Origin of the sequence: Streptomyces composti (genome assembly GCF_012034205.1) — a bacterium.
Lineage (GTDB): Bacteria > Actinomycetota > Actinomycetes > Streptomycetales > Streptomycetaceae > Streptomyces > Streptomyces composti.
Window position 1 is genome coordinate 87,679 of the sequence record NZ_JAATEM010000013.1, and the last position, 13,565, is coordinate 101,243.

Below are 13,565 nucleotides of genomic sequence, written 5' to 3' on the forward strand. Positions count from 1 at the left end.
CTGCGCATGACAGAGGGCGGAGCGGTGAGGCGCGGGCAGGCGGGCGGTACGGCGGACTTCTGGGCGCCCGGGACACAGATCCTGTGGCGGTACCGGGAGAACGGCGGCGCGCGCTTCCACATCGCGCGCCCCGTCACGGTCGTACGCGACGACGCGGAGCTGCTCGCGGTGTGGATGGCGCCGGGCACCGAGTGCGTGAAACCGGTCCTCGCGGACGGCACACCGGTGCACCGCGAGCCCCTGACCACCCGTTACACCAAGCCGCGCACGGTGCGGCGGGACCGCTGGTCCGGCACCGGCGTGCTGAAGCTGGCCCGGCCCGGCGACCCCTGGTCGGTGTGGCTGTTCTGGGAGCCGGGCTGGCGGTTCAAGAACTGGTACGTGAATCTCGAGGAGCCGCTCACCCGCTGGGCGGGCGGCGTGGACTCCGAGGATCACTTCCTGGACATCTCGGTGCGGCCGGACGGCACCTGGCACTGGCGTGACGAGGACGAGTTCGCGCAGGCGCAGCGGGACGGTCTGGTGGACTCCGCGCTGGCCGGACGGGTGCGCGAGGCCGGCCGGGCCGCGGTGGAGGTGATCACCGCCTGGGGACCTCCCTTCTCGGAGGACTGGCCGAACTGGCGCCCGGATCCGGCCTGGCCGGTACCGTCGTTGCCGCAGGACTGGGACCGCACGCCCGCGCATGTGTCCTCATGAGACCCTTGATGCGCCCCCGGGCACGAAACGTAGGATCGTCCTCCGCAAGACAGGGAGCAGATATCGACCGGGCGGCAACTACCGGAGCACGCGCTGGGCTTGACCGGACGTCACCGAGGGGCGGCAGGACGTGATCGAGGGGTACGGCAGCAACACCGGTACGGGCCGGGCACGGTCGGCCTACGGCACAGAAACATCCTCTGACCACACGCGGATCCCGTTCCCGGCAGTTGTTTTCCGGGTATCGGAATCTCGGCGGGACGAAGTGCACGCAGGGCGCACAGCGCCGGACGGACGGACTCGACACGCGTGACGGAGCAGCCGACCTCCTTCGAACGCCCCCAGCCGGGCGGCGCCCCGCCGGTCCCGGCGGGGCGCCGGTGCACACCCAGACACCGGCCCGCGTGCCCGGCGCCGCCCCGGCCTTACCGGCACAGAGCCGCTCCGGCGCCGAGCCTCCGGCGGCGGGGAGTACGTCCGGGAAGTCCTCCGGGGCGTCCGGTACGAAACCCGGTGCGCCGTCCGGATCCTCCGGCAGGCCGGCCGGCGCATCCTCCGGCAAGCCCTCGGGCTCGTCCGGGTCGTCCGAGGCGGCGGGTGCGTCCGGGAGGACGGCGGCCGGCGGCGGTCCGGAATCCCCGGGTGCCTCCGCGGCGGCCACCGGCGCACCCGCCGGCGGGCGGACCCCGGACACGGCGAGTACCCCGAGCGCCTCGCGCTCCTCGGGCTCCCCGCCTTCGGCGCCCCGCACCGAGCACTCCCAGCCGGGAGCCGAGCAGAGCGCGGCGCCGGACCCGCACCGGCCGCGGCCCGTGCCCGAGGGCATCCCGGTGCAGCCGGCCGGCGGTGAGCCGGCGGCGTCCGCGGGGCGCCCGGACGGGCGGGAGCGGCGCACGGGCAAGGGGACGCCGCCCGGGCGGCCCACGCCGATGCGGCGGGACGGGGACCGGCTGCGCTTCGTCGGCGCCGCGACCCGGCGGATCGCCCGCGGCCTCGATCTCGACGAGATCGTGATGGGGCTGTGCCGGGCGACCGTGCCCACCTTCGCCGACGCCATTCTGGTCTATCTGCGCGACCCGCTGCCGGTCGGCGACGAGCGGCCGACCGGCCCGCTGGTGCTGCGGCTGCGCCGCACCGACCGCATCCCGCCCGAGCGGGACACCGAGAGCGGTTTCGCCGCGGCCGTCCAGCCGGAGCCGTCCTCCGAGCTGGAGTCGGTCGGCGCCGAGCTGTGCACCGTGCGGCCCGGCAGCGCGCTCGCCGAGGTGCTGCGCGGGGTGCGACCGGTGTTCACGGAGGCGCCCGCCGCACGCGCCGCGCTGCCCGAACTTCTCGGCGAGGGCCGCGAGTCGGCCGTGCCGGACGGGCAGCGGGCCATTCTCGCGCCGCTGCGCGGCCGACGCCGGGTGATCGGTGCCGCGCTGTTCCTGCGCGGCACCGAGCGCATCCCGTTCGAGGCGGACGATCTGCTGGTCGCCGCGCAGCTCGCCACGCACAGCGCCCTCGGCATCGACAAGGCGGTGCTGTACGGGCGGGAGGCGTACATCGCCGACGAGCTGCAGCGCACCATGCTGCCGGAGAACCTGCCGCGCTGCACCGGCGTGCGGCTCGCCTCGCGCTACCTGCCGGCGGCGGAGACCGCGCGGGTCGGCGGCGACTGGTACGACGCGATCCCGCTGCCCGGCAGCCGGGTGGCCCTGGTGGTCGGGGACGTCATGGGGCACTCCATGACCTCCGCCGCGATCATGGGCCAGCTGCGCACCACCGCGCAGACCCTCGCGGGCCTGGACCTGCCGCCGCAGGAGGTGCTGCACCACCTCGACGAGCAGGCGCAGCGGCTCGGCGTGGACCGCATGGCGACCTGCCTGTACGCGGTGTACGACCCGGTGGCGCACCGGATCACCGTGGCCAACGCCGGTCATCCGCCGCCGGTGCTGCTGCATCTGGGCGGCGAGGCAGAGGTGCTGGAGGTTCCCGCGGGCGCGCCGATCGGCGTGGGCGGGGTGGACTTCGAGGCCGTGGAGCTGGACGCGCCCGCCGGGGCGACGCTGCTGCTGTACACCGACGGCCTGGTCGAGTCGCGTCTGCGGGACGTGTGGACGGGCATCGAGCAGCTGCGCGAGAAGCTCGCGGCGACCGCCCAGCTCACCGGTCCCGGGCACGCGCCGCCGCTGGAGGCGCTGTGCGACGAGGTGCTGGACATGCTCGGGCCGGGCGACCGGGACGACGACATCGCGCTGCTCGCTGCGCGGTTCGACGGGATCGCGCCGAGCGACGTGGCGTACTGGTTCCTGGAGCCGGAGGACGCGGCACCCGGCCGGGCCCGGCGGCTGGCCCGGCGGGCGCTGTCCCGCTGGGGCATGGAGGAGCTCAGCGACTCGGTGGAGCTGCTGGTCAGCGAGGTCGTGACGAACGCGGTCCGCTATGCCACGCGACCGGTGACGCTGCGCCTGCTGCGCACGGACGTGCTGCGCTGCGAGGTCGGCGACGACGTCCCCCAGCTGCCCCGGCTGCGGCAGGCCCGGGCGACCGACGAGGGCGGACGCGGCCTGTACCTGGTCAACCGGCTGGCCCGCCGCTGGGGTGCGACGCGCCTCAGCACCGGCAAGGTGGTCTGGTTCGAACTGAACAACTCGGGCGGCTGAACATCAGCCTGGGCCGCGGGGCCCGTGTGGGCGTGCCGTTGGTGTACGGCACCCGCACGGGCCCCGCGCCCTGACGGTCGAGGCGGCGCCTACTGCTGGTGCTGCCCCTGCGGGTCGTCCGGGTCGCCCGGAAGTTCCAGGGTGGGCGGGGGTGAGGGCTGGCCGTCCGTCGGGGGCTTGAACGTCGGAGGCGAGTGGCTCGGCGGCTCGGACGTCGGCTCCTGCGTGGGTTCCTGGGACGGCGGCGCGGAGGTTGGGGGCTCGCTCGACGGCTCCTGGCTCGGCGTCTGCGAGGGGCTCCGGGTGGGCGAGGGTGTCCAGGACGGCTGGACCGCGGCGCCCTGTTCGGTGTCCAGGTCGAACGTGCTGGTCTCGTCCAGCACGCCGAACATGTACGCCGCCCAGATCTGCGCCGGGTAGCCACCGCCGTTGACGCGCCGTTCGCCGCCCGCCCCGTACATCTCCACCTGCTTGTGCGGGGGCTTGTCGTCCTCGCCGAACAGGCCGACGGAGGTGACCAGGTCGGGCGTGTAGCCGGTGAACCAGGCCGACTTGTTGTTGTCGGAGGTTCCGGTCTTGCCGGCGACCTGCTGGCCCTTGCGCAGCGGGTTGTTGCGGACCGCCGCCTGCGCCGTGCCGTCGTCGACCACGCCGGTGAGCACCGAGGTCACGGTGTCGGCGGCGGCGCGGCTGATGACGCGCTCGCCGACCGCGTCCGGCATGGTGACCGTGCGGGTGCGGTGCTCGGCCTTCTTGATGATGGTCGGGGTGACCTTCTTGCCGTGGTTGTCGAGGGTGGCGTAGACGCCGGCCATCTGCAGCGGGCTGGCGCCCATGGAGCCCAGGGTCTGTGCGGGTACTGCCTCGAGGTCCTCGACCTTCATGCCGAGCTTGCCGGCGGTCTCCATCACCTTCGGCATGCCGATGTCGACGCCCATCTGCGCGAAGACGGAGTTGACGGACTTGTTCATCGCCGTCTGGACGGTGATGGGGCCGTAGTCGCGGTCGTCCTCGTTCTCGGGTGCGAAGCCGACCTTGCGGCCGTCCTCGACGACCTCGCGCTCGCTGGTGCCGTCGTAGATCGTGTCGGCGGTGATGGGGCTGCCCGACTGGGTGGTGGCCTGCTCCTCGAGGGCGGCGGCCAGGATGACCGGCTTGAAGGTGGAGGCGACCTGGTAGTCGGTGCGGGTGGCGTTGTTGACGTAGTGCTTGAGGTAGTCCTGCCCGCCGTACATCGCCACGACCGCGCCGGTCTTGGGGTTCACGGAGGCGGCGCCGGCCTGGATGTCCGCGTCGACCTTGCGGTCCTTGGGGTCCAGCTTCTCGTGGAGCTGGGTCTGCACGGCCTTCTCGAGGGCGGCCTGCTTCTTCTTGTCGATGTTGAGGGTGACGGTCCAGCCGCCCGCGTCCACCAGGGCGTCGGCCTGCTTGGCGTCCTCGGCGGTACCCTCGGCGATCAGCTGCTGCTTCAGCGCGTCGTTGGCCGCGCTCACCAGGTAGCCGGTCTGGCCCTTCAGGCCGGGCTCGCCCTTGGGCGGCTCGGGTACGGGGAACTTCATGCCGGCCCGCTCGGAGGCGTCCAGCCAGCCCTGCTCGACCATGTTGTCCAGGACGTAGTTCCAGCGGGCCTTGACCAGCTTCTTGCCCTTCTCCGAGGCGACCGCCCAGTCGTACTGGTTGGGCGCCTGGAGCAGTGCGGCGAGGTAGGCGCCCTGCTCGACGGTGAGCTTCTCGGCGTCGACGCGGTAGTAGGCCTGGGCGGCGGCCTGGATGCCGTAGGCGTTGCGGCCGTAGTAGCTGGTGTTGATGTAGCCGGCGAGGATGTAGTCCTTGGACTTCTCCCGGTCCAGCTTCAGCGAGATGACCAGTTCCTTGAGCTTGCGGCTGACGGTCTGGTCCTGCGTCAGGTAGTAGTTCTTGACGTACTGCTGGGTGATCGTCGAGCCGCCCTGCGCGCCCTTGCCGGAGAGGGTGTTGAACAGGCCGCGTGCGGTGCCCTTGAGGTCGACGCCGGCGTCCTTGTAGAAGGTCTTGTTCTCGGCGGCGACGAAGGTCTTCTGGACCGGCTTCGGCACCCGCGCCAGGTCGACGACCTCACGGTTGAAGCCGGTGCGGGCCATGATCGAGCCGTCGCTGTACTTGTAGACGTTGCCCTGCCGCTTGGCGTCCTCGTTGCCCGCCGCCGGGATGTCGATCATCAGGTAGAGCGCGATGAAGGCGCCCATGCCGAGCAGGCAGAGGCCGAAGAAGGTGCCGAGGATCTTCCGCCAGGTGAACAGGCGGCGTATGCCGCTGCGGCCGGCCGCCCCCGACGAGCGGCGGTCGCCGGGCGCCGCACGGCGCCCGCCGCGCTGTCGTGCGCGTCTTTCTTCCGCTCGTCCCATGGGTTCCTTCTGCTCCGCTTCATTCGTGTGTGCCCGCGTGCCACACGGTTCGCCGCTCAGGTCAGCTCAGAAAGCTAACACCGGCAGATGTGACAAAGGGCCGCCGATGCGGTCGTTACGGACGTGACAATCAGCACCCGTCCCAACGGAACCGACGTACCAGCGGGGGCCGAGGTTGCCGTGAGCGGGTAATGTGATATCACTTAGCGAGCACGGAGATAGAGCTCCGAGGCAGACAGAGACGGCTGGGAAGAGACGGGGAGCCCCATGGCCACGCAGGACATACAGGCCACCACCGACGTGCCCGAGATGCCCGATCCGCGGGTGCGGGAGTTCGCGGCACACAGCGTCGGCGGCGGTCTCGCACTGCTGCTCGGACTGGTGGGACTGCTGGGCGGCATCGCACTGGCCGTCTCCGCCACGGCGGTGACCGGGACCGGAGCCAAGGCCGCGATGATCGCGCCCGGTCTGCTCGTGGCGATCGTCTCGCTCTTCACCCTGGCCGGGCTGAACACGGTGGCGCCCGGCCAGGCGCGGGTGGTGCAGCTCTTCGGCCGGTACCGGGGCACGATCCGCGAGGACGGACTGCGCTGGGTGAACCCCTTCACCACGCGCAAGAAGATCTCCACGAGGGTGCGCAACCACGAGACCGCCGTGCTGAAGGTCAACGACGCCTACGGCAACCCGATCGAGCTGGCCGCGGTCGCGGTCTGGCGGGTGGCGGACACCGCGCAGGCCACCTTCGAGGTCGACGACTACGTCGAGTTCGTCTCCACCCAGACCGAGGCGGCCGTGCGGCACATCGCCATCGAGTACCCCTACGACGCCCACGACGAGGACGGCCTCTCCCTGCGCGGCAACGCCGAGGAGATCACCGAGAAGCTCTCCGCCGAACTGCACGCCCGGGTGGAGGCGGCCGGTGTGCAGATCATCGAGTCCCGCTTCACCCACCTCGCCTACGCCCCCGAGATCGCCTCGGCGATGCTCCAGCGGCAGCAGGCCGGTGCGGTGGTGGCGGCCCGCCGGCAGATCGTGGAGGGCGCCGTGGGCATGGTGGAGACGGCGCTCTCCCGGATCACCGAGCACGACATCGTGGAACTCGACCCCGAGCGGAAGGCGGCCATGGTGTCCAACCTGATGGTGGTGCTGTGCGGTGACCGTTCCGCGCAGCCGGTCGTCAACACCGGGACGCTCTACCAGTGACGCCCCCCGGGGAGGGTTCCTCGCCGCGCCGCCGGCCGCAGCGCAAGCAGGTGCTGCTGCGCCTCGACCCGGCGGTGTACGAGGCGCTGGCCCGCTGGGCCAACGACGAACTGCGGTCGGCCAACGCCCAGATCGAGTTCCTGCTCAGGCGGGCGCTGGCGGAGGCGGGCCGGCTGCCGGGCGACGCGCAGCCCATCCCGCGCCGTGGCCGCCCGCCGGCCCAGCCGCCCGTACAGCAGCCGGCCGCGCAACCGCCCGGCGACCGGCCGGAACCGCAGTAGCGCGGCACGCCGGAGCCTCCCGCCCCGCCGGGAGGCTCCGGCGTGGCGGTTGCAGAACCGTGACAATCGCCTCCCACCTGCGCTCTCCCACCCGGCGCCACCGAGTACACACGCCGCGTATACACACCGGGTATACACGGTGTGTACAGTGCTCTGCATGTCCATCGGTCACACCCTCCTGGGACTCCTGGAGTCCGGCCCGCGCCACGGCTACGACCTGAAGCGGGCCTTCGACGAGAAGTTCGGTCACGACCGGCCGCTGCACTACGGCCAGGTCTACTCGACGATGTCCCGCCTGCTGAAGAACGGGCTGGTCGAGGTCGACGGCATAGAGGCCGGCGACGGCCCCGAGCGCAAGCGGTACGCCATCACCGCCGCCGGGATCACCGACGTCGAGCGCTGGCTCGCCACACCGGAGAAGCCGGAACCGTATCTGCAGTCGACCCTCTACACCAAGGTCGTGCTCGCGCTGCTGACCAGCCGGGACGCGGCCGACATCCTCGACACGCAGCGCTCGGAGCATCTGCGCAGCATGCGGATCCTCACCGACCGCAAGCGCAAGGGCGACCTCGCGGACCAGCTGATCTGCGACCACGCGCTGTTCCACCTGGAGGCCGACCTGCGCTGGCTGGAGCTGACCGCGGCGCGCCTCGACAAGCTCCGGGAGGCGGTGACCCGATGAGCCCCGTCCCCGCCGGCAGCCTGCTGGCCGCCCAGGACCTGCGCAAGGCCTACGGCCCGACCACCGCCCTCGACGGCGCCGACTTCTCCATCCACCCCGGCGAGGTCGTCGCCGTGATGGGCCCCTCCGGGTCGGGCAAGTCGACGCTGCTGCACTGTCTCGCCGGCATCGTCACCCCCGACTCCGGCTCCATCCTCTACAACGGGCGCGAGCTGACCGCGATGAGCGACTCCGAGCGCAGCGCGCTGCGCCGCTCGGACTTCGGCTTCGTCTTCCAGTTCGGGCAGCTCGTCCCGGAGCTGACCTGCGTGGAGAACGTCGCCCTGCCGCTGCGGCTGAACGGCACCCGGCGCAAGGAGGCGGAGCGGGCCGCGCTGACCTGGCTGGAGCGGCTCGAGGTGGACGACGTCCGCAAGAAGCGGCCCGGCGAGGTCTCCGGCGGCCAGGGGCAGCGCGTCGCCGTCGCCCGGGCACTGGTCACCGGCCCGCGGGTGCTGTTCGCCGACGAGCCGACCGGAGCGCTCGACTCGCTCAACGGCGAGCGCGTGATGGAGCTGCTCACCGATGCCGCCCGCTCTACCAACGCCGCCGTCGTGCTGGTCACGCACGAGGCGCGGGTGGCCGCGTACTCCGACCGCGAGATCGTCGTGCGGGACGGCCGGTCGCGTGACATGGAGCGCGTCGTATGAGTGCCCGCGACTGGGCCCGGGACCTGGCCATGGGCACCCGGTTCGCCTTCGCGGGCGGCCGGGAGGGCTGGATCCGGGCGGTGCTGACCGCGGTCGGTGTCGGACTGGGCGTGGCGCTGCTGCTGATCACCGCGGCGGTCCCCAACGCGCTCGACGAACGGCACCGCCGCGAGCAGGCCCGACAGAACTTCACCTACGGCCAGCAGGTGCCGGAGAAGGCCGACGACACCCTGGCCATCGCCGACCTCGACACCGAGTTCCGGGGCCGGGACGTGCGGGGCCGGCTGATGGAGCCGGAGGGCCCGAAGGCGCCGCTGCCGCCGGGCGTCGACGAGTTCCCCGCGGCCGGCACCATGGTGGTCTCCCCCGCGCTGAAGGAGCTGCTGGAGTCCGGCGAGGGCACGCTGCTGCGGGAGCGGCTGCCGTACGAGATCACGGGCACCATCGGCGAGCAGGGACTCATCGGCTCGCACGAACTCGCCTACTACGCCGGTGCCGAGGGGCTCTCCGACCGAGTCGACGGCTCCCGGGTGTGGCGGATCGACACCTTCGGCTCGCCCGACCCCCGGCCCGGGTCGACCGACCCGGTGCTGCTGCTGCTCGTGCTGGTCGTGATCGTGGTGCTGCTCACCCCGGTCGCGGTGTTCATCGCGGCAGCCGTACGGTTCGGCGGCGAGCAGCGCGACCGCAGGCTGGCGGCGCTGCGCCTGGTCGGCTCCGACGGCGCGAGCACCCGCCGCATCGCCGCGGGCGAGGCGCTCGCGGGCTCGCTGCTCGGCCTGGTACTGGGCACCGGCTTCTTCCTGATCGGACGCGAGGCGGTGGCCTCCGTCGAGCTGTTCGGGATCAGCGTCTTCCCCAGCTATATGAACCCCTCCCCGCTGCTCGCGCTGACGGTCGCGGTGGCGGTCCCGGCGGCGGCCGTGGCGGTGACGCTGCTCGCGCTGCGCGGGGTGGTCATCGAGCCGCTCGGAGTGGTGCGGGCCGCCCGGCCCGCGCGGCGCCGGCTGTGGTGGCGGCTGCTGCTGCCGCTGGCCGGTGTGGCGATGCTCTACCCGATGATCGGACAGGGCCGCGAGGGCGGCGAGTTCAACGAGTACCTGGTGACCGGTGGTGTGCTGCTCCTGCTGATCGGTGTCACCGCGCTGCTGCCGTGGATCGTCGAGGCGGTCGTCGCCCGGCTCGGCTCCGGCGGTGTCGCCTGGCAGCTGGCGGTCCGCCGGCTCCAGCTGAGCAGCGGTACGGCCGCCCGCATGGTCAACGGGGTCGCGGTGGCGGTGGCCGGGGCGATCGCGCTGCAGATGCTGTTCTCCGGCGTCGAGGGCGACTACACCCAGTCGACCGGTTACGACGTGACCCGGGCCCAGATGCAGGTGCGGGTGCCCCAGGGCGTCGGACTCGCCGAGGCGACCTCGACGTTCGAGAACTCCAAGGGCGTCCGCACGGTGTATCCGCTGTCCGAGGGCTATCTGGGGGACGCCTCCTGGAACAAGGGCCCGGAGCGCACCGCCGAGCTGACCGTCGGCGACTGTGCGACGCTGCGCGAGGTGGCGAGGATGTCCTCCTGCCGGGACGGCGACGTCTTCCGGGTCTCGGGCGGCGAGTACGACACCGACACCCCGGCGCTGAGCAAGCCCGGCCGGAAGCTGTACCTGGAGCCGTCCGCGATGCCCGGGACGAAGGCGCCGGACCTGGTCTGGACCGTCCCCGCGGAGCTGAAGCAGGCCGAGTCCGTCGAGGACCCGACCGGCACACGGCGCGGCGGCTTCCTGATGACACCGGGCGCGCTGACCGATGACGTCACCAAGGCGCTCAGGCACGAGCTGTACATCGCGGTCGACCCGTCGGTGCCGGACGCCCGTGAGTACGTGCACAACACGGCGGCGGACCTCGATCCGCTGGCCGAGCCGATGAACTGGCAGGCCACCGAGCGCTCCGAGCGGTTCGACTCCATCCGCACCGGGCTGTTCGTCGGGGCGACGGCGGTGCTGGTGCTGATCGGGGCGAGCCTGCTGGTCTCCCAGCTGGAGCAGTTGCGTGAGCGGCGCAAGCTGCTCTCGACCCTGGTGGCCTTCGGCACCCGGCGGCGCACCCTGAGCCTGTCGGTGCTGTGGCAGACGGCCGTCCCGATCGGTCTCGGTCTGCTGCTCGCCTCGCTGGTGGGCATGACGCTGGGCGCGGTGCTGCTGCGGATGACGAACACCGCGGTGCGGATCGACTGGGCGAGCGTGGCGACGATGTCGGGGATCGGCGCGGGCGTGGTGCTGGTGGTGACGCTGCTGAGCCTGCCGCCGCTGCTGCGCATGATGCGCCCCGACGGCCTGCGCACGGAGTAGGCCTGACGCGGCCGCACCGCACGGAGCGGGCCGTGCCACCGGATTTCCGGCGGCACGGCCCGCACGCGTTCGCGTGGGCGTGCCGGTGACCGTGCGGCTCAGAGCCCGCTGTGCTCCTTCACCACCCGCCTGGCCTGCGCGAACAGCATGCCCACATTGACCGACTTGCGGCAGACGACCACCGCGACCACGTCCTGGTTCTCGTTCATCCGCACGAAAAGGTGCGTCAGGTTGTCGCTGTTGACCAGGATCTCCTGGAAGTAGTGCTGGTCGCTGGAGACGCCGCGGCGCTCCTTGAAGATGTCCTCGATCATCACCACCGTGCGGCCCTGGAACAGGTCGAGGGTCGCCCCCGCCAGCAGGTCCAGGACCTCGGCGGGATGGTTGTCCACGGTCTCGTAGGAGAGCAGCATCCCGGTCGCCATGTCGACCACGCCCGCGGCCAGGCAGTCGGGCGTCTCGCTGCGCAGGCTCTTCACCAGGCCCATGACCCGGTCGGAGAAGCCGGAGTTCATCCTCTTCGTCGTCGCCATACCTCTATGCCCTTTCCTTGCTGGATTCGCCCTCGGTCAGGAGGGAGCCGATACGCCGCAGCGCCGGCTGGGTGTGCTGGTGGAGGCGGTCGACGTCGATGCCCTCGTCGCCGAGGACGACCATCAGGGTGGTGTCGCCGACGGCGTAGAAGGCGGCACAGCCGTGGGTGCCGTAGGCGACGGTCCGCCGCAGCGTGCCGCGCCCGGTCGCCTGGGTGGTGCGCCGGGCCAGTCCGAGACCGGCGGCGGCCAGTGCGGCCAGGCCCTCGGCGTCGATGCCGTCACCGGTGTCCGCCGCGATGAGCAGTCCGTCGGCGGCGGCCAGGGCCGTGTCGGTGATGCCGGCGACCTGCTCCCGCAGGCCGCGCATCTCCGAGGCCAGTGCTTCGTGATCCATGGGGTGAACTCCCTGACGCCCGGCCGCGGCTGTCGCCGCGTACGGCCACGGGCGCCTCCTGTTCGTGTCGATGTGCCGCCATGCTTCCGGCGTGGCTCGGACAGCGGCCCCTCAGCCGCGGCCGCGCAGCCGGAAGAACCCTTTCCAGCTCGTCCCGGCCCTGCCGGGGTCGAGCGCCCTGCTCATGCCGCTCGCCCCGCGCCTGCGCCGCGGCAGCGCGGCGAGGGCGGGGGCGGGGGCGGCCCGGGCCGCCGCACCCGGCTCCGGGTGACGGCCCTGCCTCGTGTCGCCCGCCCTGGAGATGTCCGCCGCCGCGATGTCCTGGGCCCGGGAGGCGTCGCCCGCCGGACCGGCCTCCGCCCGCCGCTCCTCGGCGGCCGGCAGCGAGGCGAGCGCCGACAGCACGGACGGCGACAGCACGGGCCGCCCGGGGAAGCGTTCCCGCGGAGCGGCATCCCCCTGGGCCGCTGCCTGCCGGGGGCCGGCCAGGGCCGGGACCGGTTCCGGCGCGACCGGCGTGCCCGGTGCCGGCACAGGGGCAGCGGGTGCCCTCAGCGCGCCTTCTCGTGACGGGGAGCGGTTCGTGCCGGACTCCTGCGACACGGAGGGCGCCGCGGGAACGGCCCGCAGGGCAGGGCGCTCCGGGGCCGGCTGCCGTGGCAACGGCCGCTCTGCAGCGGCCGCCTGGGCGGCGGGCGGCCGGCCCGGAGCGGCGTCCGGCGTCGGCACGGGCCGTCGCATCGCGGGCGGCTGCCGGACAGCGGCGCCCGGGACGTTCGTCTGCGAAGTCACCGCTCGCCGGGGCGCGTTCCCCGGAGGGCCGGACCGCTCATGCCCCTGCCCGCCGGGGCCCGAGGCCGGCTGCCCCGCCGGGCGGCGCCGGCGCAGGGCCGCCGCCGGGTCGCCCTCGGTGCGGATGACCACGGGGGACGTCTCGGGGCCGGGGCAGGTCAGGTGGCCCTCCTGGAGCATGCGGGAGATCTCGGCGGTGACCGTGTAGACGCTGCGGCCGGTGCGGAAGGCGATGTCTCGGGCGGTGCGGCGGCCGTCGGCGTGGGTGAGGAGTTCGCGCTGGGAGCGGGGCAGACGGGGCCGGGCCGACTCGGCGGGGCCGGCCGGGACGGGGCGTTCGCCGTCCGGGCGGACGGCGTGCGGCAGGGCGGCCAGCGCGGCCAGTTTGCGGGTGGCCTCGTGCAGCAGGCGGGCGGGTGGTTCGCCCTGCTCGAGCGGTGCGAGCGGGTGGCCCTCGGCCGGCTCGGCGCACTCCTCGACGTGTCCGGCGAGGATCGCGAACACCGCGTCCTGCATCGCCATCATGCAGACGACCCGGAGCTGGACGGCTCCCGCGTAGCCGTGGGCGATCAGTCCGGCGGCGGGCCACCTGCCCGCACCGGGTTCCCGCATCAGTTCGGCCCACTGTTCGCCAGTGACCCGTCCGGAGCGCAGCAGCAGCGCCTCGGGGCCGGGAGCGCCGGGGCTCTCGACGGCGACCACCAGCCCGTCGCGGAGGTGGAAGGACCCGCCGGGCCGGCCGGACACCCGGATCTCACCGGTGGTGTGCGCGGCGGCCGCGTCCGCGAGGGCCCGGGACAGCCGCCGGTAGCCGTCCCGGTCCAGGACATCCCGAATACCGGACATCGCTCCCCTCGGCTGCCGCACCGGTGCCCCGAACCGGGGCGGTACACGGTGATTTCGCACAAACGCCTGATGCGTCGT

11 protein-coding genes are annotated in these 13,565 nt (G+C 72.9%); 7 read left to right on the top strand and 4 right to left on the bottom strand.

The features are described from left to right. Positions 1–6: 6 nt before the first annotated feature. Positions 7–699, top strand: coding sequence for a cytidylyl-2-hydroxypropylphosphonate hydrolase (fomD, locus tag HCJ93_RS12625; RefSeq protein WP_167994313.1), 693 nt, complete (start codon positions 7–9; stop codon positions 697–699). A gap of 404 nt (positions 700–1,103) precedes the next feature. Beyond that, positions 1,104–3,344, top strand: coding sequence for a SpoIIE family protein phosphatase (locus HCJ93_RS12630; protein WP_373563577.1), 2,241 nt, complete (start codon positions 1,104–1,106; stop codon positions 3,342–3,344). Between the two features lie 89 nt (positions 3,345–3,433). Here the strand turns inward: HCJ93_RS12630 and HCJ93_RS12635 are convergent, their stop codons facing one another. Continuing rightward, complete coding sequence (locus HCJ93_RS12635) at positions 3,434–5,728, bottom strand: transglycosylase domain-containing protein (protein WP_167994315.1); 2,295 nt, start codon at positions 5,726–5,728, stop codon at positions 3,434–3,436. A 267-nt stretch (positions 5,729–5,995) separates the two neighbouring features. On the opposite strand from HCJ93_RS12635, the gene HCJ93_RS12640 reads away from it, so the two are divergent. The 5 genes from HCJ93_RS12640 (at position 5,996) to HCJ93_RS12660 (ending at position 10,919) form a co-directional block, all read left to right on the top strand. Then, the gene (locus HCJ93_RS12640) at positions 5,996–6,931 is read left to right on the top strand and encodes an SPFH domain-containing protein (protein ID WP_167994317.1); all 936 of its coding nucleotides are present in this window, start codon (positions 5,996–5,998) and stop codon (positions 6,929–6,931) included. Next, on the top strand, positions 6,928–7,212 hold the full coding sequence (locus HCJ93_RS12645) for a type II toxin-antitoxin system antitoxin (RefSeq protein WP_167994319.1): 285 nt from the start codon (positions 6,928–6,930) through the stop codon (positions 7,210–7,212). Before HCJ93_RS12640 ends, HCJ93_RS12645 begins: the two co-directional genes overlap by 4 nt. A 157-nt stretch (positions 7,213–7,369) precedes the next feature. Continuing rightward, positions 7,370–7,894 carry a PadR family transcriptional regulator gene (locus HCJ93_RS12650; protein ID WP_167994321.1) on the top strand — a complete coding sequence of 175 codons (525 nt, stop codon included), beginning with the start codon at positions 7,370–7,372 and terminating at the stop codon, positions 7,892–7,894. Next, a complete protein-coding gene (locus tag HCJ93_RS12655) occupies positions 7,891–8,583 on the top strand; it encodes an ABC transporter ATP-binding protein (RefSeq protein WP_167994323.1) in 693 nt (230 codons plus the stop codon). Before HCJ93_RS12650 ends, HCJ93_RS12655 begins: the two co-directional genes overlap by 4 nt. Beyond that, positions 8,580–10,919, top strand: coding sequence for an ABC transporter permease (locus tag HCJ93_RS12660; RefSeq protein ID WP_167994324.1), 2,340 nt, complete (start codon positions 8,580–8,582; stop codon positions 10,917–10,919). Before HCJ93_RS12655 ends, HCJ93_RS12660 begins: the two co-directional genes overlap by 4 nt. Positions 10,920–11,017: 98 nt before the next feature. Here the strand turns inward: HCJ93_RS12660 and HCJ93_RS12665 are convergent, their stop codons facing one another. From HCJ93_RS12665 to HCJ93_RS30025, 3 genes are all read right to left on the bottom strand, one after another. Then, complete coding sequence (locus HCJ93_RS12665; RefSeq protein ID WP_167994326.1) at positions 11,018–11,452, bottom strand: hypothetical protein; 435 nt, start codon at positions 11,450–11,452, stop codon at positions 11,018–11,020. A 4-nt stretch (positions 11,453–11,456) separates the two neighbouring features. Further along, positions 11,457–11,849: a roadblock/LC7 domain-containing protein gene (locus HCJ93_RS12670; RefSeq protein ID WP_206317310.1), complete on the bottom strand. Its 393-nt coding sequence runs from the start codon at positions 11,847–11,849 to the stop codon at positions 11,457–11,459. 111 nt (positions 11,850–11,960) lie between these two features. Beyond that, the gene (locus HCJ93_RS30025) at positions 11,961–13,487 is read right to left on the bottom strand and encodes a hypothetical protein (RefSeq protein ID WP_167994328.1); all 1,527 of its coding nucleotides are present in this window, start codon (positions 13,485–13,487) and stop codon (positions 11,961–11,963) included. Positions 13,488–13,565 lie beyond the last annotated feature (78 nt).

What these genes read in the sequence shown, in the direction of transcription:
- fomD (WP_167994313.1), top strand. Translation starts at nt 7, where the DNA reads ATGACAGAGGGCGGAGCGGTGAGGCGCGGGCAGGCGGGCGGTACGGCG.
- HCJ93_RS12635 (WP_167994315.1), bottom strand. Translation starts at nt 5,728, where the DNA reads ATGGGACGAGCGGAAGAAAGACGCGCACGACAGCGCGGCGGGCGCCGT.
- HCJ93_RS12640 (WP_167994317.1), top strand. Translation starts at nt 5,996, where the DNA reads ATGGCCACGCAGGACATACAGGCCACCACCGACGTGCCCGAGATGCCC.
- HCJ93_RS12650 (WP_167994321.1), top strand. Translation starts at nt 7,370, where the DNA reads ATGTCCATCGGTCACACCCTCCTGGGACTCCTGGAGTCCGGCCCGCGC.
- HCJ93_RS12655 (WP_167994323.1), top strand. Translation starts at nt 7,891, where the DNA reads ATGAGCCCCGTCCCCGCCGGCAGCCTGCTGGCCGCCCAGGACCTGCGC.
- HCJ93_RS12660 (WP_167994324.1), top strand. Translation starts at nt 8,580, where the DNA reads ATGAGTGCCCGCGACTGGGCCCGGGACCTGGCCATGGGCACCCGGTTC.
- HCJ93_RS12665 (WP_167994326.1), bottom strand. Translation starts at nt 11,452, where the DNA reads ATGGCGACGACGAAGAGGATGAACTCCGGCTTCTCCGACCGGGTCATG.
- HCJ93_RS12670 (WP_206317310.1), bottom strand. Translation starts at nt 11,849, where the DNA reads ATGGATCACGAAGCACTGGCCTCGGAGATGCGCGGCCTGCGGGAGCAG.
- HCJ93_RS30025 (WP_167994328.1), bottom strand. Translation starts at nt 13,487, where the DNA reads ATGTCCGGTATTCGGGATGTCCTGGACCGGGACGGCTACCGGCGGCTG.